Origin of the sequence: [Clostridium] scindens (assembly GCF_019597925.1) — a bacterium.
Lineage (GTDB): Bacteria > Bacillota > Clostridia > Lachnospirales > Lachnospiraceae > Clostridium_AP.
On record NZ_CP080442.1, the window covers coordinates 2865753 to 2888616 of the forward strand.

At 46.8% G+C, this 22864-nt stretch carries 21 protein-coding genes; 3 read left to right on the plus strand and 18 right to left on the minus strand.

Annotated elements, in window-relative coordinates:
• Positions 1 to 16: 16 nt before the first annotated feature.
• The 6 genes from thrC to K0036_RS13725 all read right to left on the minus strand — a co-directional run bounded on the left by thrC (position 17) and on the right by K0036_RS13725 (position 7199).
• A complete protein-coding gene (thrC, locus tag K0036_RS13700) occupies positions 17 to 1504 on the minus strand; it encodes a threonine synthase (protein ID WP_025642821.1) in 1488 nt (495 codons plus the stop codon).
• Positions 1505 to 1528: 24 nt separating this feature from the next.
• Complete coding sequence (locus K0036_RS13705; RefSeq protein WP_004608216.1) at positions 1529 to 2806, minus strand: Na+/H+ antiporter NhaC family protein; 1278 nt, start codon at positions 2804 to 2806, stop codon at positions 1529 to 1531.
• 14 nt (positions 2807 to 2820) lie between these two features.
• Positions 2821 to 3315 carry a 3-isopropylmalate dehydratase small subunit gene (locus K0036_RS13710; RefSeq protein WP_025642820.1) on the minus strand — a complete coding sequence of 165 codons (495 nt, stop codon included), beginning with the start codon at positions 3313 to 3315 and terminating at the stop codon, positions 2821 to 2823.
• A complete protein-coding gene (gene leuC, locus K0036_RS13715; protein ID WP_173693906.1) occupies positions 3315 to 4589 on the minus strand; it encodes a 3-isopropylmalate dehydratase large subunit in 1275 nt (424 codons plus the stop codon). Before leuC ends, K0036_RS13710 begins: the two co-directional genes overlap by 1 nt.
• Before the next feature lie 20 nt (positions 4590 to 4609).
• Positions 4610 to 6121, minus strand: a complete 1512-nt coding sequence (locus K0036_RS13720; protein ID WP_220429986.1) for a thioester domain-containing protein — start codon at positions 6119 to 6121, stop codon at positions 4610 to 4612.
• 199 nt (positions 6122 to 6320) lie between these two features.
• Entirely contained in the window at positions 6321 to 7199 is an 879-nt protein-coding gene (locus tag K0036_RS13725) for a putative ABC transporter permease (RefSeq protein ID WP_025642817.1), read from the minus strand.
• 130 nt (positions 7200 to 7329) lie between these two features.
• On the opposite strand from K0036_RS13725, the gene K0036_RS13730 reads away from it, so the two are divergent.
• Both K0036_RS13730 and feoB read left to right on the plus strand, forming a co-directional pair.
• Positions 7330 to 7557, plus strand: coding sequence for a FeoA family protein (locus K0036_RS13730; RefSeq protein ID WP_173693909.1), 228 nt, complete (start codon positions 7330 to 7332; stop codon positions 7555 to 7557).
• Entirely contained in the window at positions 7557 to 9599 is a 2043-nt protein-coding gene (feoB, locus tag K0036_RS13735; protein ID WP_025642815.1) for a ferrous iron transport protein B, read from the plus strand. Before K0036_RS13730 ends, feoB begins: the two co-directional genes overlap by 1 nt.
• A 97-nt stretch (positions 9600 to 9696) precedes the next feature.
• Here feoB and K0036_RS13740 read toward each other — a convergent pair whose 3' ends face one another.
• From K0036_RS13740 to K0036_RS13760, 5 genes are all read right to left on the minus strand, one after another.
• The gene (locus K0036_RS13740; protein ID WP_004608209.1) at positions 9697 to 10515 is read right to left on the minus strand and encodes a PHP domain-containing protein; all 819 of its coding nucleotides are present in this window, start codon (positions 10513 to 10515) and stop codon (positions 9697 to 9699) included.
• Positions 10516 to 10595: 80 nt separating this feature from the next.
• Positions 10596 to 10769 carry a hypothetical protein gene (locus K0036_RS13745; RefSeq protein WP_173693910.1) on the minus strand — a complete coding sequence of 58 codons (174 nt, stop codon included), beginning with the start codon at positions 10767 to 10769 and terminating at the stop codon, positions 10596 to 10598.
• A gap of 65 nt (positions 10770 to 10834) precedes the next feature.
• Positions 10835 to 11605: a transmembrane protein gene (locus K0036_RS13750; RefSeq protein WP_029466961.1), complete on the minus strand. Its 771-nt coding sequence runs from the start codon at positions 11603 to 11605 to the stop codon at positions 10835 to 10837.
• A gap of 602 nt (positions 11606 to 12207) precedes the next feature.
• The gene (locus K0036_RS13755; RefSeq protein WP_025642814.1) at positions 12208 to 12768 is read right to left on the minus strand and encodes a DUF6465 family protein; all 561 of its coding nucleotides are present in this window, start codon (positions 12766 to 12768) and stop codon (positions 12208 to 12210) included.
• Between the two features lie 156 nt (positions 12769 to 12924).
• On the minus strand, positions 12925 to 13779 hold the full coding sequence (locus K0036_RS13760; protein WP_025642813.1) for a putative manganese transporter: 855 nt from the start codon (positions 13777 to 13779) through the stop codon (positions 12925 to 12927).
• A 267-nt stretch (positions 13780 to 14046) separates the two neighbouring features.
• Between K0036_RS13760 and K0036_RS13765 the strand changes: the two genes are divergently transcribed.
• Positions 14047 to 15492 carry an alanine/glycine:cation symporter family protein gene (locus tag K0036_RS13765; RefSeq protein ID WP_220429987.1) on the plus strand — a complete coding sequence of 482 codons (1446 nt, stop codon included), beginning with the start codon at positions 14047 to 14049 and terminating at the stop codon, positions 15490 to 15492.
• Positions 15493 to 15511: 19 nt separating this feature from the next.
• Here K0036_RS13765 and amrS read toward each other — a convergent pair whose 3' ends face one another.
• From amrS to K0036_RS13800, 7 genes are all read right to left on the minus strand, one after another.
• Positions 15512 to 16339: an AmmeMemoRadiSam system radical SAM enzyme gene (amrS, locus tag K0036_RS13770; RefSeq protein WP_025642812.1), complete on the minus strand. Its 828-nt coding sequence runs from the start codon at positions 16337 to 16339 to the stop codon at positions 15512 to 15514.
• Positions 16340 to 16358: 19 nt separating this feature from the next.
• On the minus strand, positions 16359 to 17672 hold the full coding sequence (amrA, locus tag K0036_RS13775; RefSeq protein ID WP_220429988.1) for an AmmeMemoRadiSam system protein A: 1314 nt from the start codon (positions 17670 to 17672) through the stop codon (positions 16359 to 16361).
• 104 nt (positions 17673 to 17776) lie between these two features.
• Positions 17777 to 18397 (minus strand): AAA family ATPase, encoded by a 621-nt coding sequence (locus tag K0036_RS13780; protein WP_004606782.1) that lies wholly within the window; start codon positions 18395 to 18397, stop codon positions 17777 to 17779.
• 101 nt (positions 18398 to 18498) lie between these two features.
• On the minus strand, positions 18499 to 19773 hold the full coding sequence (locus tag K0036_RS13785) for an amidohydrolase family protein (RefSeq protein WP_173693915.1): 1275 nt from the start codon (positions 19771 to 19773) through the stop codon (positions 18499 to 18501).
• A gap of 25 nt (positions 19774 to 19798) precedes the next feature.
• Positions 19799 to 20482 carry a hypothetical protein gene (locus K0036_RS13790; protein WP_025642810.1) on the minus strand — a complete coding sequence of 228 codons (684 nt, stop codon included), beginning with the start codon at positions 20480 to 20482 and terminating at the stop codon, positions 19799 to 19801.
• Positions 20483 to 20499: 17 nt separating this feature from the next.
• A complete protein-coding gene (locus K0036_RS13795) occupies positions 20500 to 21204 on the minus strand; it encodes a DUF5058 family protein (protein ID WP_025642809.1) in 705 nt (234 codons plus the stop codon).
• Positions 21205 to 21503: 299 nt separating this feature from the next.
• Positions 21504 to 22859, minus strand: coding sequence for a YjiH family protein (locus K0036_RS13800; RefSeq protein ID WP_220429989.1), 1356 nt, complete (start codon positions 22857 to 22859; stop codon positions 21504 to 21506).
• Between the last annotated feature and the right edge of the window lie 5 nt (positions 22860 to 22864).

Genomic DNA, 22864 nt, shown 5'->3' on the forward strand with positions numbered 1-22864 from the left:
TAATGCACTCCTTTTACTATATCTTCAGTATGCCTTTCACCGTATCCTTCATCATGTCCACATCACATTCCAGCGTATGAAGCACCTTTGCATCCAGTATCTCCTGAATCGCCTGCGGCATATCTACGCGGGAGATCTCCTGAAGTTCATTGAGCAGGCTGAATTCATCGGCCCCCTCGTATTTATCATCGATGGCTGTCATCACGCTTTTTACGAACTTATACGGGCTGGCAGTGGAGGCAATCACGCACTTCTTATCATCCTTGCTTTCTTCCCTGTAACTGCGGCATACATAGGATGCCACAGACGTATGGGTATCCATGACATAGCCCGTCTCCTCATAGACCGCCTTGATGTTCGCGGCTGTCTCTTTTTCATCCGCGTATCCCGCTGCAAAATCCGCAAGACGTTCCTTCATATCCTCTGTGATCGTATAACTTCCATCTGCTTTCAGTTCTTCCATCAACGCCTTCGTCTTTTCCGAATCCTGGCCAGCCACCAGATATATCAATCGCTCCAGATTACTGGAGATCAGGATGTCCATGGATGGAGATGTGGTCAGCACGAATTCCCGATTCTTATCATAGGTTCCAGACTCAAAGAAATCAAAGAGCACCTTATTTTCATTGGAGGCACAGATCAGCTTGTCTATCGGAATCCCCATATTCTTTGCATAATATGCTGCCAGAATATTTCCAAAATTACCGGTAGGCACTACCACATTGATCTTTTCGCCGTCCTGTACCTCTTCGTTGGCAAGAAGCTTGGCATAGGCATAGACATAATAGACGATCTGGGGAACCAGCCGTCCGATATTGATGGAATTAGCGGAGGAGAACTGATATCCCTTGCCAGCCAATTCCTTTGCCAGCTCCACGTCTTCAAACATGGCCTTGACGCCGCTCTGCGCATTGTCAAAATTACCGTGAATCGCGACTACATCTACATTCTTTCCTTTTTGAGTGACCATCTGCAGTTCCTGCACTTTGCTGACGCCGTTCTTTGGATAGAATACGATAATCCTTGTCCCTTCCACATCCGCAAACCCCGCCATCGCAGCCTTTCCGGTATCTCCTGAAGTTGCCGCGAGAATTACGATCTCCTTGTCAGCCTGATTCTTCCTGGCCGATGTGGTCATAAGATGCGGCAGAATAGACAGGGCCATATCCTTAAAGGCGATGGTCGCCCCATGGAACAATTCCAGATAGTAGGTATCTTTAATCTTTACTAAGGGCGCAATCTCTTCCGTATCGAACTTGCTGTCATACGCCTTATTGATACAGTCTTTCAACTCTTCTTCTGTAAAGTCCGTCAGGAATAGTTTCATGACCTCATAAGCGGTCTGCTGATAGGTCATATCCTTAAGCTCATCCAAAGAAATATCCAGTTTTGGTATTTCTTCCGGAACGAACAGTCCTCCGTCCGGCGCAAGTCCCTTAAGAATTGCTTCAGAAGCCGTCACCTTTCTATCTGAATTTCTAGTACTTTTGTAATGTAGATTCATCTCTTTTCACCCTTCTTTTATACTTTAATTTGCTTTCCTGAACAGAATAAAAAGTACAGCGCTGATCGCCATCAATATCGGATAGAACAGATATGGCATGATATTAAACGGCGTCAGCCCTGTAAGACTGGCTGCCGACAGCAGCTGGGCGCCATATGGGATCAGCCCCTGCCCCACGGAAGTAAAAATATCCAGCAAAGACGCTGATCTTCTTGGAGATATTTCAAACTCATCGCTGATTTCCTTTGCGATAGGTCCTGCCATTACGATCGCAACCGTATTATTGGCCGTACACATATCAACCAGAAGCGACAATCCCGCAATGCCGACCTCGCCGCCGCGCTGCCCTTTGATGCTCTTCTTGATGAGATTCAGTATAAACTGTATTCCTCCAAATTCCTTAACCAGCGACACAATGCATGCCACCACGATCGAGATGACGGTGATATCATACATCCCCGTAACTCCCTCGCCCACAGAAGAGAACATCTCCCCGACCGCCAGGCTGCCTGTCGCGACTCCCACGATCAAGGATATCACCGTTCCTCCGATGAGCACCACGAATACATTGATTCCAATCAGCGCGCCAACCAGTACCAGAATATATGGCAGCACACGGAATATATTGTACGTCAGTTCTTCTGTCAGTTTAAAATTCGCATTCCTGGTAATCACCAGGAATATGATGATCGTGATAATAGCTGCCGGAAGCACGATAAAGAAGTTCTCCTTAAACTTATCCTTCATCTCGCATCCCTGCGTCTTTACCGCGGCAATCGTCGTATCCGATATCATAGACAGGTTATCGCCGAACATTGCCCCGCATACAACCGCTCCGATACAGATAGCTAGGGAGAACCCTGTCTTCTCGCTGATTCCTACCGCGATTGGGGCCAATGCCGCGATCGTCCCCATGCTTGTCCCCATTGATACGGAGATGAAGCAGCCAATCACAAACAATCCCACTACCGCCACTTTCGCCGGAAGTATGGAAAGGCCCAGATTAACCGTACTTTCCACGCCTCCTGCAGCCGTGACCGCGCCGGAAAAGGCTCCAGCGCTAAGGAAGATCAGACTCATGGTAATAATGTTCTCATCTCCCACGCCTCTTGATATAATGCTGATCTTTTCCTGAAAACTTAGGCCTCTGTTTTGGATAAATGCCACCAGAAGCGCAATCAAAAAGGCTACGATCGCAGGCATTGCATAAAAATCCCCCGTGATAATGCCTGAACCAAGGAATATTACAAGAAATACCCCTATGGGCAGGAGTGCTGCCCCATTTCCTCTCTCATTTCCCATACCTATGTACTCTCCTATCCTTTTTTCTTACTGTTGGTGTAATTCACCAGGCCGCCGGCCGCAATCAGCTTCTGCATGAATTCCGGAAATGGCTGTCCTTTATACTGCGCGTCCTTAGTCTTGTTATAGATGATTCCGCTGTCAAAATCCACTTCCACTTCGTCGCCGGCTTCAATCCCTGCTGCCGCCTCCGGGCACTCGATGATCGGCAAGCCTATATTAATGGCATTCCTGAAAAAGATGCGCGCGAATGTCTCGGCGATCACGCAGCTAACCCCTGCCTCTTTTAGGCAGAGGGGCGCATGTTCTCTGGATGAGCCGCAGCCAAAGTTCTTTCTCGCCACGATCATGTCTCCTGGCTGTACCTTCCCGGCAAACTCCGGATCAATATCAACCATAGCATGGGTGGCAAGTTCTTTTCCGTCAAAAGAATTCAGATATCTGGCTGGAATAATCACGTCAGTGTCTACATTGTCTCCATATTTAAATACTTTTCCTGATGCTTTCATTATCTGTCACCTACTTTCTCTGGATTCGCAATACATCCCGCGATCGCACTGGCCGCTGCTACTTCGGGGGATGCAAGATAGATCAGGGAATCTACATGCCCCATTCTTCCAACAAAGTTCCTGTTCGTTGTAGAGACGCACTTCTCTCCTGCTGCCAGGACGCCCATATGCCCGCCCATGCAAGGTCCGCAGCTTGGCGTATTGAACGCGCATCCTGCATCAATAAAGATGTCTACCAGCCCTTCTTTGATACACTGCTTATAGATCTTCTGAGTCGCAGGAATGACCATGACACGAACATCCGGATGTACCTTCTGCCCTTTCAGCACTGCCGCCGCTCTTCTCATATCTTCCATTCTTCCGTTGGTACAAGAGCCGATGACTACCTGGTCAATCTTAATCGGCTCCATTGCCTCTATTTCATCAATCGTCTTTGCATTGCCCGGAAGATGCGGGAATGCTACCGTAGGACGGACCTTCGCCAGATCTACTTCCACCACCGCGTCATAGTCGGCATCTGCATCTGCCTTGTAGATCTTGTATTCCTTATCGGAATGTTCCTTCATATATTCCTCGGCCTTTTCATCAACCAGGAAGATTCCATTCTTTGCGCCTGCCTCAATCGCCATATTTGCCATGGTAAATCGATCATCCATGGTAAGATTTGCAATGCCGTCTCCTACAAATTCCATTGATTTGTACAGTGCGCCGTCCACGCCAATCCTTCCTATAATATGGATGATGATATCCTTGCCGCTTACATAGGGCCCAGGCTTGCCTGTAAGCACGAACTTGATCGCGCTTGGCACCTTGAACCACAGTTCCCCGGTAGCCATTCCTGTCGCGATATCCGTCGTTCCGACTCCGGTAGAAAATGCTCCCAATGCTCCATATGTACAAGTGTGGGAGTCTGCGCCTATAATACATTCTCCTGCCACTGTAATTCCTTTTTCCGGCAGGATCGCATGTTCGATTCCCATCTGTCCCACTTCATAATAATGCGTCAGACCCTGTTCTTTCGCGAACTCGCGGATGGATTTGGAGTTCTCGGCGGATTTGATGTCCTTGTTCGGCGTAAAATGATCTGGTACCAGAACCACCTTATCCTTGTCGAACACTTTATCTGCCATCTGCCTGAATACAGGGACCGCCATAGGTCCTGTAATATCGTTTGCCATAACCACATCCAGCTTCGCCTCGATCAACTGTCCGGCTTCAACGCTGTCAAGTCCTGCATGGGCTGCAAGGATCTTCTGTGTCATTGTCATTCCCATAACTACTATGCCTCCTTATTTCACTTAGTCTTACAGGATATTCTAACACAGATAAATATGGCGGCGCAAGAAAGAATCAGCAAGAGGATAAGAACGCTTAGGTTTTCCTTATCTCCCGTCTTGACGGATGGGGTTTTTACGATAGAGGCTTCCGTCATTTGGGGCTGTTCTTTCGGTTCTATTTCCGGCTCCTTTTTGGGAACTTCCGGCTTTTCCTCTTCTGGCTTGTCAACGACCACGATTTCCTTGTCTTTCTTTTCTTCCGTGTTATCCGAGCGCACCACCACTTCATTCTCAATTTCTTTCCCTATCAACGCTTCATCCGTAATGGCTACCTGGTATTCTACAATATATCTTTCTCCGGATTCTATCCCTTGCAGGAATTCTCCAGCGTGTATGGTATAGGAATTACCCGAAACGGCAATGACTGCGTCAGATATGACGCTGTGATCCCCATCAAGCAGCGTAATAGAATGCTTCTGGAGCTTGACTCCTTCTGTCAGTATGGTGTCGGTTATGACTACATTTTTGGCCACCGCGTCCTTCACCTGCTGGGTGACATCTATCGAATACGTGATAATATCCCCCACTTGATACTTCTTCTTAGCCTTGTCTGCTTTCTTATCTACCACGATTTCCGGACGCGGAATCCATCTTACGTTCATCTGCACCGTCCCTGCCTCCACAGTTGCCAGATGGCCCGCGCCTACATCCTGGCTTCCGCTGCCTGTCTTTATCACCAGAGTACGCCAAGCCTGGTCAAGGGTTCCTTTCACCTGACCGCTTGACCAAGTCTTTCCATTGTCATATGTTACATCTGCAGCAAGATAGAAACGTTCTCCTCCATGGACAGCCGCACGGATGGTTTCCCTGACATTCCTGGACTCATTTACCAGTGTTATTCCTTCGGGCAGGGAAAAGACCAGCGAATTCGTTCCATCTCCATTGCAGGTGACAGATGATGTCCTCTGCCAGCCTTCTTCTTTGCTGAAATACGCCGTCAGTTCCGTATCCGACAGAGAGATGTCCGTGCTGGGAATCTGGGGCCATCCTTTGATTGCATCCGTAAATTGAATGACTGCGTTACGGATATCTTCATTTAGTCCAATAAATCCTGCGCTTTGCGGATTGCATCCGTCGTAAATGTAGGACAGTATGCAATGAGACAGGCAATATGCCCGGTCCGGCTGATCCCAGCCTCCATTCAGCGACGGCTTCATATAAGCGTCGTAACCCGGTCCCCCATAGACATAATACATAGCCTTTCCCAGCAATTGCGCCGGGTCTATCTCTTCAGACGGATAATTCCCATTCCCCGGCGATGCCATATCCGGCTCGAGACAATATGCCAGATTGCCGTTTACATAGTAATAATGGGTGGAGTATCCCATATATTGTACTGCTTCCCCTTGCACAAGCGATGCCTCGCCTGCGCATACTGTCATCTTGCTGCTTTTTCCTGCGATTCCAAGTATCAGGCACAACAATAAGGCCCCCAAAAGCAGGACTTTGCTACTTCTTTTTCCTTTCATAATTAACTCCTTTCACGTACGAAAAATAAACAAAAAGCTACGAACTTTCCGCTCCTCCTTTCCTTATTGTATTTTGCTCGTTTTGGAATACGGGAATGACTCTTCCCTGCGGGGATACCCCATTAATAGAAATCTTAGACGAGTGCAATTATCATATACATATTTGCGTCATTTGTCAATACGAAAAAAAGAAACCGGATTATTTCCGGTCTCTTTTCAGTCGAAGTTTCATCGCATCCAGCAGTTCCCTGTGGTTTCTGGATTCCATCTTTGGGAACGCCTTCATCAGACGGACGGAGACCTTGGTGCTGCGGCCTGCCAGTTCCGTATACTTTTTCTTCAATTCTTCTATACGAGCCTTCTGCTCTTCGGTGGCTGCTCCAATCCTTTCCCGAAGTTCAGACGCAGCCTCCAGCTTCTCCTTGAATTCGCTGGACGCTGCCGCCAGCATCTTTTTCTTTTCCTCCTGGAACTCCAGCGTATCCATAACGCTTTCGTATATATTCTCCCCTACCTTGTCGGATACCTCCCGAAGTTCGGCCGCAATCTTTTCCATAGCATCCAGTCTCTTGTTCAGTTTCAGTATGCCAGATGCGGTTACGTACAGATCCGCAAACAGAACTGCCGCCAATATCACCGCGATCACGATTCCAAGGGTTACCGGGATAAAAGAAAGCGCCTTGTATATCAGCGGATGAATCACTTTGACGATCGCCACGCAAGCGACACCCCAGATCAGTGAAAACAAAAGACAGACGTAGCCTCCGATATTCAACGGCTGGCTGGAATAATCCCACCATTTATGATGAAATATCTTGTCCATAAGGTATCCTGTCAGCCATTCAATGAAAGTTACCAATATGGTTGACGCAGCATACAGCAGGATCAGGCTTCCCTCCAAAGGAGCGAGAAATGAGACAACCACGCTGACACCCACTCCATATATCGGGCATATAGGACCGTTAAGAAATCCTCTGTTTACGAATTTTCCCTGCTTGACGGCTGCAAATGCCACCTCTGTGCACCATCCAAGAAACCCGTATGTAAAAAAGTATAGAATGAAATAGTATATTTCCATAAGCAAGACTCCATCTTTATTATTTTCTAAAATACAGTATACTTCACATTGCCATCAGCGTCAAATAGTGATATTATGTAAAAGGATAATAGAGAATAATTATCAATAACATTACGAAGGAGTACATGCTATGACGCTGAAACAAGGGAAAAACAACCACACTTACCGCGTTCGGTCTATCGATATAGAAACGCAGCTGGAACGGCGCCTGGAGGCCTTGGGCCTGACGGAAGGATCCCTGATCACCATATTGAATAATGATAAAAAAGGATCTCTTACCGCCAAATTCCGGGGCACCCGCTTCGCTTTCGGCAGGCGGATCGCTGATCATATTGAAGTGATGGAGGTGCAGGCATAATGGGCAATATCATTAATGTAGGGTTCATCGGCAATCCCAACTGCGGCAAGACTACTCTCTTTAATGCATTTACAGGAGCCAACTTAAAGGTTGCCAACTGGCCCGGCGTCACAGTTGAAAAAAAGGAAGGCAAGGCCATGTATAAAAGCCAGGAGTTCAAACTCATCGATCTCCCCGGCATCTACAGCCTGACCTCCTATACAATGGAAGAGACCGTCTCCCGCGAATGCATCATGAGCGATGAGGTGGACGTCATCGTGGATGTCATCGATGCCTCCTCGCTGGAACGCAACCTCTATCTGACCCTGCAGCTAATCGAACTGGGAAAGCCCGTCGTTCTGGCCCTTAATATGATGGATATTGTGGAAGAACGTGGAATGGAGATCGATCTTCACCGTCTCCCTGAGATGCTTGGAGTACCTGCCATTCCAGTCTCTGCCCGCAAGAAGACCGGACTATCCATCCTCATGCACGCAGTGGCGCACCACAAAGAATATGCAAAGCAAGGGCCCTTCATCCATCATCACAATGGCCGGCATTCTACCCATAAGCATAACCATCATGATGAGTATGCCATGGTCTATGAAGACTACATAGAAGACAAGATTGATATTATCATGAATGAACTTGAGAAAAATTATCCTGACATCCAGAATGCCCGCTGGCATGCCATCAAGCTTCTGGAAAAGGACAAGAATGTTGCGGCCCGCCATCCATTAGATCTTGGAGATGTCATTGACCGCAGTTATGAAAAGGACATTATCAATCAAAAATATGATTTTATAGAAGAGATTATAGGCGAGGTCCTGGTAAATAAATCTAAAAAAGAAGCGTCCACCGACAAGATTGATCATTATCTGACCCATCAATGGCTGGGGCTTCCCATATTCCTTGGCATCATGGCGCTGGTATTCTTTCTTACATTTACTATTGGGGACTGGCTAAAAGGTTTTTTCGAGATTGGGCTTGATCAAATCTCTTCCATGGCCTCCAGCGGCCTTGAAGCGCTTCATGTCAATGCCATGCTGCAGTCTCTTATTGTAGACGGAATTATTTCGGGCGTAGGCGGGATCCTGACATTTCTTCCCAATATATTTATCCTTTTCCTCGCCCTTGCTATTCTGGAAGACAGTGGATATATGGCCAGGGTCGCATTTGTCATGGATGATATCATGAGCAGGCTGGGGCTGTCCGGCCGTGCTTTTCTTCCGCTGCTTCTTGGATTTGGCTGTACTGTGCCCGCAGTAATGGCTTCCAGGGCGCTGGAACATAAGAGAGACCGCTTTAAAACGATCCTGGTAACGCCCTTTATGTCGTGCAGTGCAAGGCTTCCTATATACGTGCTGTTTTCCTCCATGTTCTTTGGGAAGTACGCCATGCTGGTATGCTATTCCATGTATCTGCTGGGAATCCTGATCGCCATCGGCACTGCCTATATTCTTTCAAAAATTGATGGCAGCAAGGCCGAGCACGCGTTGATGATCGAACTTCCGGAATACAAATCTCCCAACGCGCGTACAATAGCAATCTACGTATGGCAGAAAATTAAAGATTACCTTACCAAGGCCGGAACTGTAATCTTCATTGCCTCTGTCATCATGTGGGGCATTTTAAACTTTGGCCCGAATGGATATGTAACGGATATCTCCCAGAGTTTTGGCTCCCTTGTCGGAAAAGCAATCGTTCCTCTGTTCGCGCCTGCCGGACTTGGCTATTGGCAGATCATCGTGGCGCTGATCGCAGGAATTGCGGCAAAAGAGGTTGTGGTATCCAGCTGCAGCGTGCTATTCGGCATTCAGAACATCACTACCGCCCACGGCATGAATGCCATGGTGGCCACTTTAGGCTCCATAGGCTTCGGCGCTGCCAACGCCTATGCCTTGATGGTTTTCTGCCTGCTCTATGTTCCTTGCACTGCTACGATTGCTACCATACACAGAGAGTTAAAGAGCTGGAAATCCACATTCGGCATCATTCTTTTCCAACTGGCAGTCGCATGGATAATGAGTACGATCGTTTATCATATTGGGCTTTTATTCTAAATCAAGCCCTTCCAGGCTAACAAGATAAAAGCAAGAAGAACGGGTACGCCGCCTGCATGCTGGCTATGCCCGTTCTTCTTCTATCCTCTTGCATATCTTATTTCTGTAGATACTGTATCTCTATAGGGTCAATGGGATCTACCGGATTCTCGACTTGTCCCTTTAATTTTCTCTTGTGACGTTTTAGCAATTCTCCACCTTTGTTATAAAACCAGAACGAATATACCAGCAATTTATTCGCTTTCCCCATCTTGTCCTTGGTCGTCTTTCCGTAGAGGACGCCTCCTGCCTCTACCGGGGCTTTGCGGCGGATCAAAGAAATCAGTTCCGTCTCGCATGTGACATACTCTGGAATCTCTGTATATGCTTTCCCCACGCAATCCAGCTTATGGGCATCGCTTCCCCCAATTCCTGGCTTCTTATACTTGCGTGCCAGCTTCATGGCTCCTTCGTTTGATTCCTCGGACTCGCATGCATTAAATGCCTCAATAAAATCAAACCGCTTGATAACTTCCGGCGATTTATAAAACTTCTTTGTATTTGTAAAACTCAGATATTTTTCCCCGCATGGATGGGCCGGTCCAAGAATCCCTCCATGGCGGTGTACGAAATCTATCAGCACCGACACAGGCATGCCTCTTAATTCCAGCAGCCTCATCTTAACGCCTTCCGGCATGATGCAGATAATATGGCCCGCGTCACAGGTATCATACTCGATCCCTTTGAGCACCACAAAATCTTCGTGAGCCTTGCCCTTCATATTGTACTTCCAATGCCGATATCCTTTATAAGTATCATGGTCTGTAATCAGCATTCCGTCAAAGCCATTCTCTTTTAATTTCGTGATATATTCATCCAAGCTTACCTTGCTGTCAATAGAGCCTTCTTTTACATGACAATGCATATCTAATTTCATAAGTAAGCCTCCTTTATGCTATTCTTAGGATTATTATATCACATTTGGCTCAAAATACAACCAAGGCAGCCGCTCTTGGGTTATATTACCTTCATAGTATTGATAGAGTATCTCACCAGCGCCGCGCATAGAATCCATATGGCCATATAAAGAAATCCCGGTGCATCCGTCTCTGTGAAACTGTATAGGATCATCGCCAATACCTGAAGAATAATCCCCGCTATCATCAAAAAAATTCTTGTTTTTTTATACATAATAAAGCACCTCTCCTTCTATAGACTTTACTATATCAGGGGAGGTGTGTCATAAACAGGACTCCTTAAATGTCCTCTTCAATTATTTCGATATCATCATCGCTTTCTTCTTGCGCAGAAACTTCATCTTCCTCATCTTCTTCCAGGATCATCCTTGCTTTTTCAACTTCCGACTCCCTGGAAACCTCTTCTTTCACCTTTTTGGAATATACTTCTTCCTTCTTTCCAATTTTTCTGGAATGCATCATAAACTGAACAATAATCCCTGCTATTGCCAGAACGATGCTGATTCCATATCCTACCAGAATATTCTTCTCCATACCTATCAAAGATGCTGCCGCCATGCCAGCGCAAAGGCCTCCGGATATTCCGGTTACGACAACAACGATGGGCTCTATGTAAAGAACAGACAGCACCGCCAATACAACTGCAATCCCAAGACATATGATATACATTATCATAGATGATGGATGGATCACTGCCGCACACACGCCGAATCCATAGCACAATACCAGCAAAAATATACCAATCCTTCGCAAGAATATGGATAACAGCCCGATGATTACCGCGCCCGCCAGTACCGCAATCAAAAATGTGGTTCCTGTAAGCCCCATAGCTACAGCCGCGGCAACTCCCGCCGCTGCTCCCAGCACGAACCCCACGACCGCAGCCAGCAGCCTCATTAACTTCAACCCGAACAGGCAAATCAAAAGCCCTACCACTATCGTTACGATCAAGGCTGCCATACTTGGCCGATAGGTGCCTGCCAGAAATATGCTGCTGTTGTCTCCAACCTTGCCTATCAGTTCATTTCCCATGCTCATTACTTCATCCATATCTTCTGTCTCCTTTGTCCCTTGTCAATTATTTGTTAGAATCCATAATTCTCCCGGAAAGTCCTGCCACTCCCTTGCAATCCTCCCGAGCGATACCATTATAGCATCTTTTTTAGTTCCTGTAACCATCAAAATTGTTCCTGTGATAGCGTTCTATAATACAACAGTAAAGATGGGCATCAATTATATGAAATAAATGACACCCATCTTTACTTTGATTCTTCAATCATTCTTTTACCTCTTTCTTTTGGTAAAGTTTTTTACTGATTACTAATCAGTTTGGATAGTTTAATTTTTTGGTGGTCCGTACCTTCCTTTCTTAAACTATATCTTATTGAACTTTAAATACTGTTTTGCATTCTCCCTTCAATAAGTTGTGATCTGATAGATATGTATCATATCTTCAAATCTGTAATAATAAACTCACCTCCAACAAATGTTTTATCTGTTTTCTTATCTCGTTTATTATTTATGTCATTATACTATCATTAAATTCCATATTTGTCAATATGTTTTTATATTATTTTCTAATTTTCTGTTAATTTTCTCGTTAAAAATAGAGTACCTTTCAGCAAAAAGGTACTCCCGGTCATACATTTGCCTTAAAATGCAACCGCTCCTGTCTCTGTTCCATTGATAACATAGTACACGGCGCCCTCTTCCGGCTTTATGTATAGATCCATAGACTTGATATCTCCAACCTTCTTCCCGGTACTTGTCCAGGCTTTCTTTACGCTGGCTATGATATCTTTCTCTTCTACCTGTTTCCCATAATATTCAACAAAGGCATTTACCTTTATCTCTTTTTTCGCTGTTGTCTTCTTTGCAGCTGTCGTCTTTGCCGCTGCCTTCTTCGTCGCTGTTCTTCTGATTGTTGTTTTCTTTACAGGTGCTTTCTTTTCCGTTGCTTTCTCGGCTGCAGGAGTCTTAGCCGTCTCAGCCTTATCTGCTACCGGTGTTTTCTTTGGCTCTGTTTTTTCAGGCTCAGCCTGCTTGACTGTCGGTTTTGCTTCAGCAGCCTGCTTGACTGGCTCTTTTGCTGCCGCAGGTTTTACAGATTCCTCTTTGACTGCCGCCATATCAGCAGATGCAGTTGTCACCGCCGCAGTTTTGTTCACAGTTTCGGTTTTCTTGGTTGCTGATGTTACTTTTTTTGTGGCCATGATAATTCCTCCTCATTTCTCCTAAGCCTCATCACCTAGTCCTGAATATTATAGCACATTCTTCCGAAATTGCAATTCTTACCAAAAATTCCATGATATTGCCAGTATACCGACGATTCAAACCTGCATATTAATCAAATTTTGCCAATTTCCCTTCTAACTGCCCGCTACCCATGCAATTATCATACCGGCTGCCACTGCCACCAAGAACAGGACTCCAACAATCTTAAGGTTTTCCCTTTTATTCCGGTTCATCTTGAACAGCACCACAAGTCCAATGCCCGCCCCCGTACATAGTCCGGCGATCACTGAAGCAAAAGAAATCGCTCCGTTCAGATACAGCTGAGTTAGGATAACGGATGCCGCACAGTTAGGGATCAGGCCGATTATAGCCGCAATCACCGGCTGAAATATAGTATTCCCCAGTAGGAACTTAGATAACTGTTCAATCCCGAAGATTTCTATGCAAAGATTTAAAATTCCTGTAAATATAAAGAGGTAAATAAATATTCTTATTGTATGATGCCATGCAGGCTTCCATATTCCTGCATCCTCTTCGTCGCATCCACAGTCTTTGCAAAGATTCCCGCTTTCCTTGACTGTAGCAAGTTGATTCCGGAAGAAAATGTCTATGATATATCCTGCCGTAACCGCAATAATTACCTTTGCAGCAAGGAGAATTCCCACTTCCCGGATCCTTTCCGGGTTGCTCATAATAATCAAGATGGCCTCATCTGATGTAGCAATAAATACAGACAGAAGGGTTCCCACCGATATAATTCCGCCTGCATACAGATTCGCTGCCATAACCGAGAATCCGCATTGAGGAACGCATCCCGCGACTGCCCCAACAACCGGGCCTGCCCTCCCTACTTTTGCCAATGCCTTTGCAGTAAAGTCACTAGAGTAATGTTCCAACGCCTCTATCAAAATAAATGCCACAAATAAAAACGGAAGCATCTTCAGACAGTCAAAAGTGGTATCCACAATAGCATCCACTAACATTTTCATATATATCCTATCCTTTCTGTTCAATAAGCCTAATAGATTTATTTTAGATGCTTATCCAGTAATTATCAAGGACAATTTAAAAGAACACGCCTTCTAATGCTCACTAATAATCGACCAAAATTGACAGACAACTGAATATTTTTTTAATTTACACTTGACTTTTCCCCTTCATAGGGTAAAATAGTACCATAAAAGACGACGTTGTCACAGACGTTGTCTTTTTTTGTTTTTCTTTAGAAAATAGGAAAACAAGGAAAGGAGAGAGTAATGGAAAAAGTAAATGAAATCGTAGGTTTAATTGACACTTTTGTATGGGGCCCCGTCATGCTGGTACTTCTGGTTGGTACTGGAATCTTCCTGACCATCCGTCTGAGATTCCTTCCATGGAGGAATCTGGGGTATGCGCTCCACAGCGTTCTGAGCAAAGAGGCAAGAACCACAAAACGAGGCACCGGAGACGTATCTCCATTCTCCGCGCTAATGACCGCGCTTGCTGCCACTATTGGAACCGGCAACATCATTGGCGTAGCCACGGCAATGTTTGCAGGAGGCCCTGGAGCCCTGGTGTGGATGTGGATCTCAGCATGTTTCGGCCTAACTTCCAAGTTCAGCGAATGCATGCTGGCTATCAAATACCGCGAGACTAATGAAAAAGGCGAGATGTCCGGAGGCCCTATGTATACGATGAAGAATGCCTTTAAAAATAAGGCCTTTGGCCATTCCATGGGCTTCCTATTTGCATTATTTACCGTTCTGGCTTCCTTCGGCATCGGAAATATGACCCAGGCCAACTCCATATCTGGTTCTCTGACAGAAACCTTCGGCGTGCCCTCCTGGATTACAGGCATCGCATTAACCGTGCTTGCCTTAATCATCATTCTGGGCGGCATCACCAGCATATCCAAGGTATCTTCCGTAGTTGTCCCTATCATGGCTATCTTCTATGTCATCGCAGGCCTAATTGTTATATGCGGTAATATTACTAACGTGCCGCACGGCCTGTATCTGATCTTTGGCATGGCATTTCATCCCCAGGCTATCGGAGGAGGCGTACTCGGAACCATCACCGTATCAGTTATGAATTCTCTTCGTTATGGAGTCGCCCGAGGCGTATTCTCCAATGAAGCCGGCCTGGGTTCCGCTGCCATCACAGCTGCTGCCGCCACAACGGATGATCCGGTCCGGCAGGGATATATCAATATGACAGGAACTTTCTTTGACACGATTGTCGTATGTACTATTACCGGGCTTTCCATCGCCGCTTCCGGCGTACTGGGAACCACCAATGCTGCAGGCGAGCCTCTTCAGGGTATCCAGCTGACCATGGCTGCATTCGGCAGCGTCCTGGGACCTGTCGGCAGCTATCTGGTTGCCATCGGCATCATCCTATTCGCGTTTTCTACCATACTGGGCTGGGAATACCATGGGGAAAAAGCGTTTGAATACCTGTTCAAGAACCATAGATTTAACATCATCTACCGCGTCATCTTTTCTCTGGTTGTATACGTAGGCGCCACCCAGACCTTGGATCTGGTATGGAACATCTCAGATATCATGAACGCATTGATGGCAATCCCAAACCTGATATGCATACTGCTTCTTAGCAATGTTGTGGCATCCGAAGTCAAGCGCTTCCAGCCCACCATCGCCAAAGAAAAGGCAGAACGAAAAGCGGCCCGCGCCACAAATAGTGCTGATGCTGTAGGCATATAGCAGGTCACGCTCCCGCCGGTCAGCAATTACCGGTATATACATAGGCCAGGTTCCTCTGCGCAATCTCTGCCAGTTCATATACCTGGCCTATGTCTGTAGCGTTTCTGTCCTTCATCTTCCATTTTGGGAAAAATCTGGTCACGTGCAGCGCGATCTCTGGATCTACCGACGCTATCCATTCCGAAAGTTCCCGCATCTCTCTTGGAGAATCATTCTCCCCGGGCACGATCAGAGTCGTCAGTTCTACATGGCAGTTTTCTGCCGCTGTCCTGATAAATTCTTTTACTGCGCCCAGGCTGCCTCCCAGCATCTCATAATATTCGCGGGTAAATCCCTTCAGATCAATATTCATGGCATCGATATAGGGCAGGACCTGCCAGAGCGTCTCTATGGTTGCAGCGCCATTTGTCACAAGCACATTCTTCATCCCTGCCTCATGTACAAGGCATGACGCATCTCTTACATACTCATATCCGATCAGCGGCTCATTATAGGTAAAAGCCACGCCAATATTTCCTTTATTTCTAAGCGCCAATGCCTGTTTTAACAGTTCCTGCGGCATAACATCCACAATATGCACATCCCTCCCGTTACTGAAAGAAATCTCGTAGTTCTGGCAGAACGGACAATTCAGATTACAGCCATAGCTTCCCACCGACAGGATCTGGCTCCCTGGATAGAAACGCCGCAGAGGCTTCTTCTCAATAGGATCCAGAGCCATGGAAGTAATCTTCCCATAATTTTCAGACACGATCTTTCCATTTATATTCCTTCTGGCACGGCATCTTCCTGCCTGCCCCTCTTCCAATTCACAGTAATTATTACATACCTGGCAAACTTGCTTCATGTTTTAACCCCCAATCCTTCTACTTGTGCCTGACTACTTCAAAGCGCTCCAGCTTTACTTCCTCGTCTTCCCTGATTCCTGCTTTTTGTCTGGCTATCGCAATCTGCTCTTCTACCGTATCCACACCTTCCAGATTCGGCAGCAGAAGTCCCCTTCGAAAACCTTTGCTTACGATCACGCCATACCTTTTTACATCCAGGAATTTGGGAGAATCGATTTCTTCTGGCTCTTCCAATACATCCACGCTATACGTCAGATTGCCTAGTTCTTCTTCCATCACCGGAGGAAACCTGGGGTCATGGACTCCGGCGCTTATGGCGTTCTCGATGATCTCCCTGGCAATGCAGGTCTGGACGCCTTGTATCGTCCCGATGCATCCGCGAAGCCTTCCTCCCTCTTTCAGGGAAACGAAGGTTCCGGCCCTATTCTTAAGCATCTCTTCCGGGAGGCCTTCTGGCACCTCCATCGCTTCGCCTGTGCGGATATAGGTTTCCAGGGACTTTCTCGCAAGCGCCACATAAGGGTCTTTTGCCCGCCCACAGAAGCTGCAGACGCCGTACCCTACGCCAAACGGCCCTTCATAGGAGAGTTTTTCCGGCACGATATCCAATCCTTCCAGCGCGCCGGCCAATATCGCAAAAGACCGGTGACCGCATTCTCCCGCCCTTTCCAGGAAATCCTCGTCAAATTCCAGCAGTCGCTCAAATGTTCCGCTCCCCATAACCTCCATAATCTTTTGGTCATACTCCGGCCCTTCTTCACAAAATCCATAAGGTCCCTCCTTTCGCAATCTGTGGGACAAATCTCCGCTGGCAATCAGCACGGCACGCCGGCCGATCTTATCTACCGCCTGCCGGATATATCTTCCCAGCATAAAATGTACTTTTAAAGAAAGTCCTGATAAGCCGATACGAACCAGCATATAATTCTGCCATTCCTGGCTGACAAAGTACAGCGGCACCATCGTGCCATGATCAAGCCTGGGATCACGCTCTCCTTTGGTGCCTGCCGGAAAGCCTTCCAAGGAGGCAAGCCGCTCGATCTCTCTTGCCAGTTCCTGATCGTAGACAACTTCCCTTGAAACCTGTGGCGCCCCAAATCCCCCCCCCATATCTCCATATGCACGCACTCCCGGAGATATGTGAAAATAATCCCGGTACATGATGCTATGAGGCGAGATAAGGATCACCGTCTCTGGCTTTATCTGCGCAATCTCATCTGCAATTTTCTGGTATGCCCCGATGGTAGCGCCAATTCGTTTTTCTTCCCCACGTCCTACTTCTGGAATGATCAGCGGAGGATGCGGTACCATATAGCCTGCTTCTATTGCCATAATATCCACTCCTTTTCCCTTGCTTATGCTAATTTACAATTCATCCAAATGCAAGCAGGGGCGTAGTATTCATCCAAATACTACGCCCCTCGTACATCCTAAGACTACCAGCCTTTATACAGTTCTTCTAATATATCTACCGTCTTCTCCATGCCAAGCCGGCTTGCATTCAGCAGCATCTGATGCGCCTGCACGCTTCCCCAGTCAAGTCCTGTATGGGACTCATAATAGTACTTGCGCTCACGGTCAATCTTCTTGATCCGGTCCGCTGCCTTACGCTCCGACAGGTCATACCGCTGTGCAATCCTCTTAATCCGGTCTTCCTTATCTGCACAGATAAAGACATTGATTAAATTAGGATTATCTCTTAGCACGAAGTCCGCACAGCGCCCGACAATGACGCAAGATCCTCTCTCAGCCAGTTTGCGGATAATCTCGCACTGCAGTTCATACACTTGCTCGCTAAGCGGCTGTATATATTCCGTGGCATTGATATAAGTGGAGTACTCCATCGGCGCAATCACATAGCCTGCCAGGAAACTGTTCAGCGTCGTCTCATCCACGGCCTGCGCGGTCTCCTCCCGGATATCCAGTTTCTCGGCTACCATCCTCACCAGATTATTGTCATACAGCGGGATATCAAGCCGTGTAGCCAGCCGATTGCCAATCTCATGCCCACCGCTGCCAAATTGACGGCCGATCGTAACTATTTTATGCTCTGCCATACCGATCCCTCCCTTTCCAGAAGACTTTATAACAACGACTATTATCTATCTTTATTATACATCTCTTTCAAGGGGAAATGCCACTAAAAACGTAACTTTTTCTAATCCGTCAGTTCTTCGCAGCGTTCCGTCGGATATACGACTCCTTCCTTCATGACAAAAGCACAGTCAAGAAGCGCATATGGATCTGTCATCAAGTCTCTCTTCCATGCAGCGATATCCGCATATTTTCCCGGCTCAAGCGTGCCAATCTTATCTTCCAGCTGAAGGATCTCGGAATTCACCTGGGTCGCGGCATGCAGCGTCCTAAAGGTTCCCATCCCGCTTTCCATCCATGCCTTGAACTCGTATCCGCTCTCATAGTTCTGGTGGGTCGCAACCATATCTGTTCCATACCCAAGCTTGCACTTGCAGTTCTTAATTACTTCACGGCCTGCCTGAAGAGCATCCTTATAATATTCCAGCTTGATCCTGTATTCCTTCTGCTTGGTCTGTATCATCACAGGATCATAGTGCACGGCCTCCTCATACGGACAGAAGGTAGGAACTACATAGACATCATGATCAATTATCATCTGGGCCGTCTCTTCATCCATCAAAGAGCAGTGCTCCATGCCATCAATTCCGTACTTGATCAGTTTCTGCATATGATCCACGCTGTATACATGGGCAGTTACCGTCTTGCCCCATTCATGGGCGGTATTCATGATCGCCTGAAGTTCTTCATCATTTAACTGCTGCTGGGATGGGTTGTCATTCGGAGTAAAGAATCCGCCTGTAGCCATAATTTTGATGAAGTCCGCGCCATACTTAATCTCTTCCCGAACGGCATTGACAAAAAAGTCTTTTCCTGCTCCCAGCGTAAGCCGGATGTTCTGCAGCATATTGGACAGTTCCGGATTCCTTGAAAATCCTTGTGACAGGTCGCCGTGGCTTCCTGCTCCGCATAAGAACCTCGGTGCCGCTACAATTCTGGAACCTGTAATATATCCATTTTCGATCGCCCTCTTTACATCCAGGACCCCCAGTCCGTTGGATGTGATTCCGCCCGGATGCCTGACCGTCGTAAAACCTCTTGATAAGGTCTTCTGCGCAGTTCTTACGATTGCCAGCGTCTTAGCCTCTTCCGAGGTAGTGTAGACTTCTTCCCGAATGGTATGCCAGTCAATATAGTCCATATGCATATGGGCATCGATCATTCCCGGCGTGACCGTGGCATCCGAAAGGTCAATGACCTCTGCCGACTCTGGCTGCGGAATATCCGGCCCTACGGCTTCTATCAAATCGTTTTTTACCAAGATCTTATAGTTCTCTTTAAATTCTGCGTCGATTCCATTATATAATTTTCCACAAATAATATAGGTTAATTTATCCATATTCTTCTCCTTTTCAAAACATTTACTATGAATTAGCTTCTTCCTTCCCTTTGTTCTTTCCGCTCTTATAATCGACTACATATATGACCACAGATATTGCAATGGCTATCAGCATATAATACGCGCTGTTCATAGTCGTAAAGTAGCAGAAGAACAGGCAGATGGCCAAAGGCGCCAGGAAAAACAGGAACTGTTTCTTTCCTTTCAGGATTGTCTGTGCCACAAGGCCTCCAAACAGTGCGGGAACCACATAATCAAACGCCGGCTGGATCACAGGGGACTCCAGAACCGGGGCAAGCGGCGCCGCGATCACGACTCCCAGAGCCACGATAACCACGGTGGTGATAATGGACGCTCCACAGGCGATGATCGCCATCGTGTGACATTCATCCGTATTGGGCTTAATGCCAAGGGAATTGATGGTGCCAACGGTAGCCGGCATTCTCAGATTCGTTACATTCCCCGTAATATAGGACATATACAAAGCGCCTGGCCCCATTACTGACATATATCCGATGGTCTCCGCCGGCCAGTATGGCGCCATAAACAAGATGACAGCCACAAATCCGGGCCATAATGTCTTAAAGTCCGGCCATATGCCATATACCGCGCTTACTACGATCGGAAATGCGGTCATTCCTACAAACAGCAAAAGACTTGAAATAATTCCAAACTTATGTATCCAGCTTTGATATCCGTTTTGTTTCATATGATGCACTTCCTTTCTTAAAAGATGAAGCAGGCGGCAGCCATTGCAACCAGCATGCTGATGGTCATCAGGTAATCCGACAGCCACCTGGCTTTCGGCCGCTTATTATGGATGAATACCAAAATTGCCCCTACAGCGAAACTGATGCAGAAAACTACGCCTTTTGTGGACATAGCGCTGAATCCATAAGATACAGATACGTATGCCATAACGCCTGCCAGACATCCGCTTCCGATGGAAAGCACCAGCTTCATATCCACTTTCTCCGCTTTTTCATAAATCATGGATATCGGCTTGATTGCCAGGGATGACCATAATACGCAGGCGCTGCCTCCGATCGTCATGACCCAGGCGGCCGCAACCCATCCGACAACACTGTATCCGTTGACCTGCAAGGTCTCTCCCACGCACTCCAGAGCCGTCGATGCCGCGTATGTCTCATAATAGGCCGAGCCTATAATAGAAAGCCGCAGCCATGGAAGCGGCGTTCCCAGAAGCGGCATCAAAGACAGCAGCACCAGCAGCACAGGCAGCGTCGGCATGATGCTGATGGTAATTCCCGTTGTCAGCCCCTTCTTAATCTGTGCCGGCTGAAGCCCAAGTTCAAGCGCATGCTTCCATGCCCTCTTCATAAATACAAGACATTGGAATATAACTGCCAGCAGCAGCAGCCCCACCCATAAAAACATCCATACGGCATTACATATTTCCGTGTAAAGCATATCCCTACCTCCAATCACTAAGGTGAATCATTCGTTATTAGAAACCGCGGTCTGTTATAGTTATTATAATAACAATCTTCACTGTAATATGTCAACAAATTTATTATTCATTTCACTTATTTATTATTAATTTTTAGAAATATTCTTGTAACATTTTATAATTCACAGTCTTTTGTGTACTTGTATACAATCCTTTTGTTCTTATTTTGTACAGACCAAAGTCTTTAATTTGTCAAAAAAAGACTCCTTTCGGAGTCTCTTTCTATTTTCGACATAGTAATTTCGCCAGCCAGAAGTTCTCAGATCAGAAGGTTCGCCATCAGGACGATTACCGGAATGGCAATCAGCGTCCGTTCCAGAAATATGACAAAAAGCTTCCACAGATTCAGTGGTATCTCGCTCTTGATAATAATCGTCCCAACCTCCGTCAGATAAATGATCTGCACCAGGGACAGCACGCCAATGATAAACTTCGTTTTTACAGATGCTATGCCTGTGATCAAAAGGGCCGGAATGAACATATCCGCGAATCCCACCAGGGTGGCAGGCGCTACGGCAAATGCCTCTTCCACGCCAAACAGGCTCATATACATTCCCATCGGATAGGAAAGCCATTTGAATACAGGCGTGTAGGTGGCAATAATCAGGGCGATCGTTCCCCATGCCGCCACAATTGGAATCAGATCGAACAGCATGCCCATAACCACTTCAAATCCTCCGGACAGCACCGTCCTTAAGCTGAACTTTTCCGCGCGGGCGCAGCTCATCTCCACTGCATAGGCAAATACATTTTTTTCGTCCGGCACTTCTTCATTGAGCTGCTTTCCCGTCTTCTTGCGATAGGTATCTGGTATCCTGCTGATCGGAGGTATCCTGGCAATGATGATCGCAAGAACGACTCCAACCACGCAGATGCACAGATAAAAGGCCGGAAACAGATAGTCAATCCCGACTGTATTTGCAATCAGCAGGCAGAACGGGATAGATACGATCGAGAAGTTGGTCATAATGTACCCCGCCTCCCTCTTAGTATAAAATCCTTTCATATACTGTTCTCTGGTCAGTATGACCGCCGCGTTGGAGGCTCCGAACCAGGATGCCATCAGATCCACGGATGCCCGGCCCGGCACATGGAACAGCGGACGCACTACAGGCCTTAGCAGGACGCCGAGAAACTCCATAATTCCGCAATCAGTCAGAAATGGCAGGATGAAGCTAAAGGAGATTACGATACAGAACAGCGTGCCGCACAGATCAATAATGGACGTCCCTGTATCTGCGGAAATAATCATCTCAGGCCCAACTCCAAACACCACCATGCAGGCAATGACTGCCCCCACGATCTTAGAGGCCAGGTAAAAGGGCGTGGTTGAAAATGCCTTCTTCAGATAATGATTGTTCCGAATAACGTCCGGCTTGGCAATCATGTCCACGATACTTACCACTGCCGACAATACCAGAGTGCCCACTACGATATAGCTTAGGCTTTCGCCAAAGAGGCCTTTCAGGCCGGACTTCAGGAAATCCAGCAGCGTAGTGAAGGAATCCCCCTGCGGAATAGGCACCAGGAACATCAGAACGCCAAATCCTGAGCACAGGATGAATTTCAGCAGGTTTTTTGTATTAACTTTTCTAGTCTCCATTGTAATTTCCATCATTC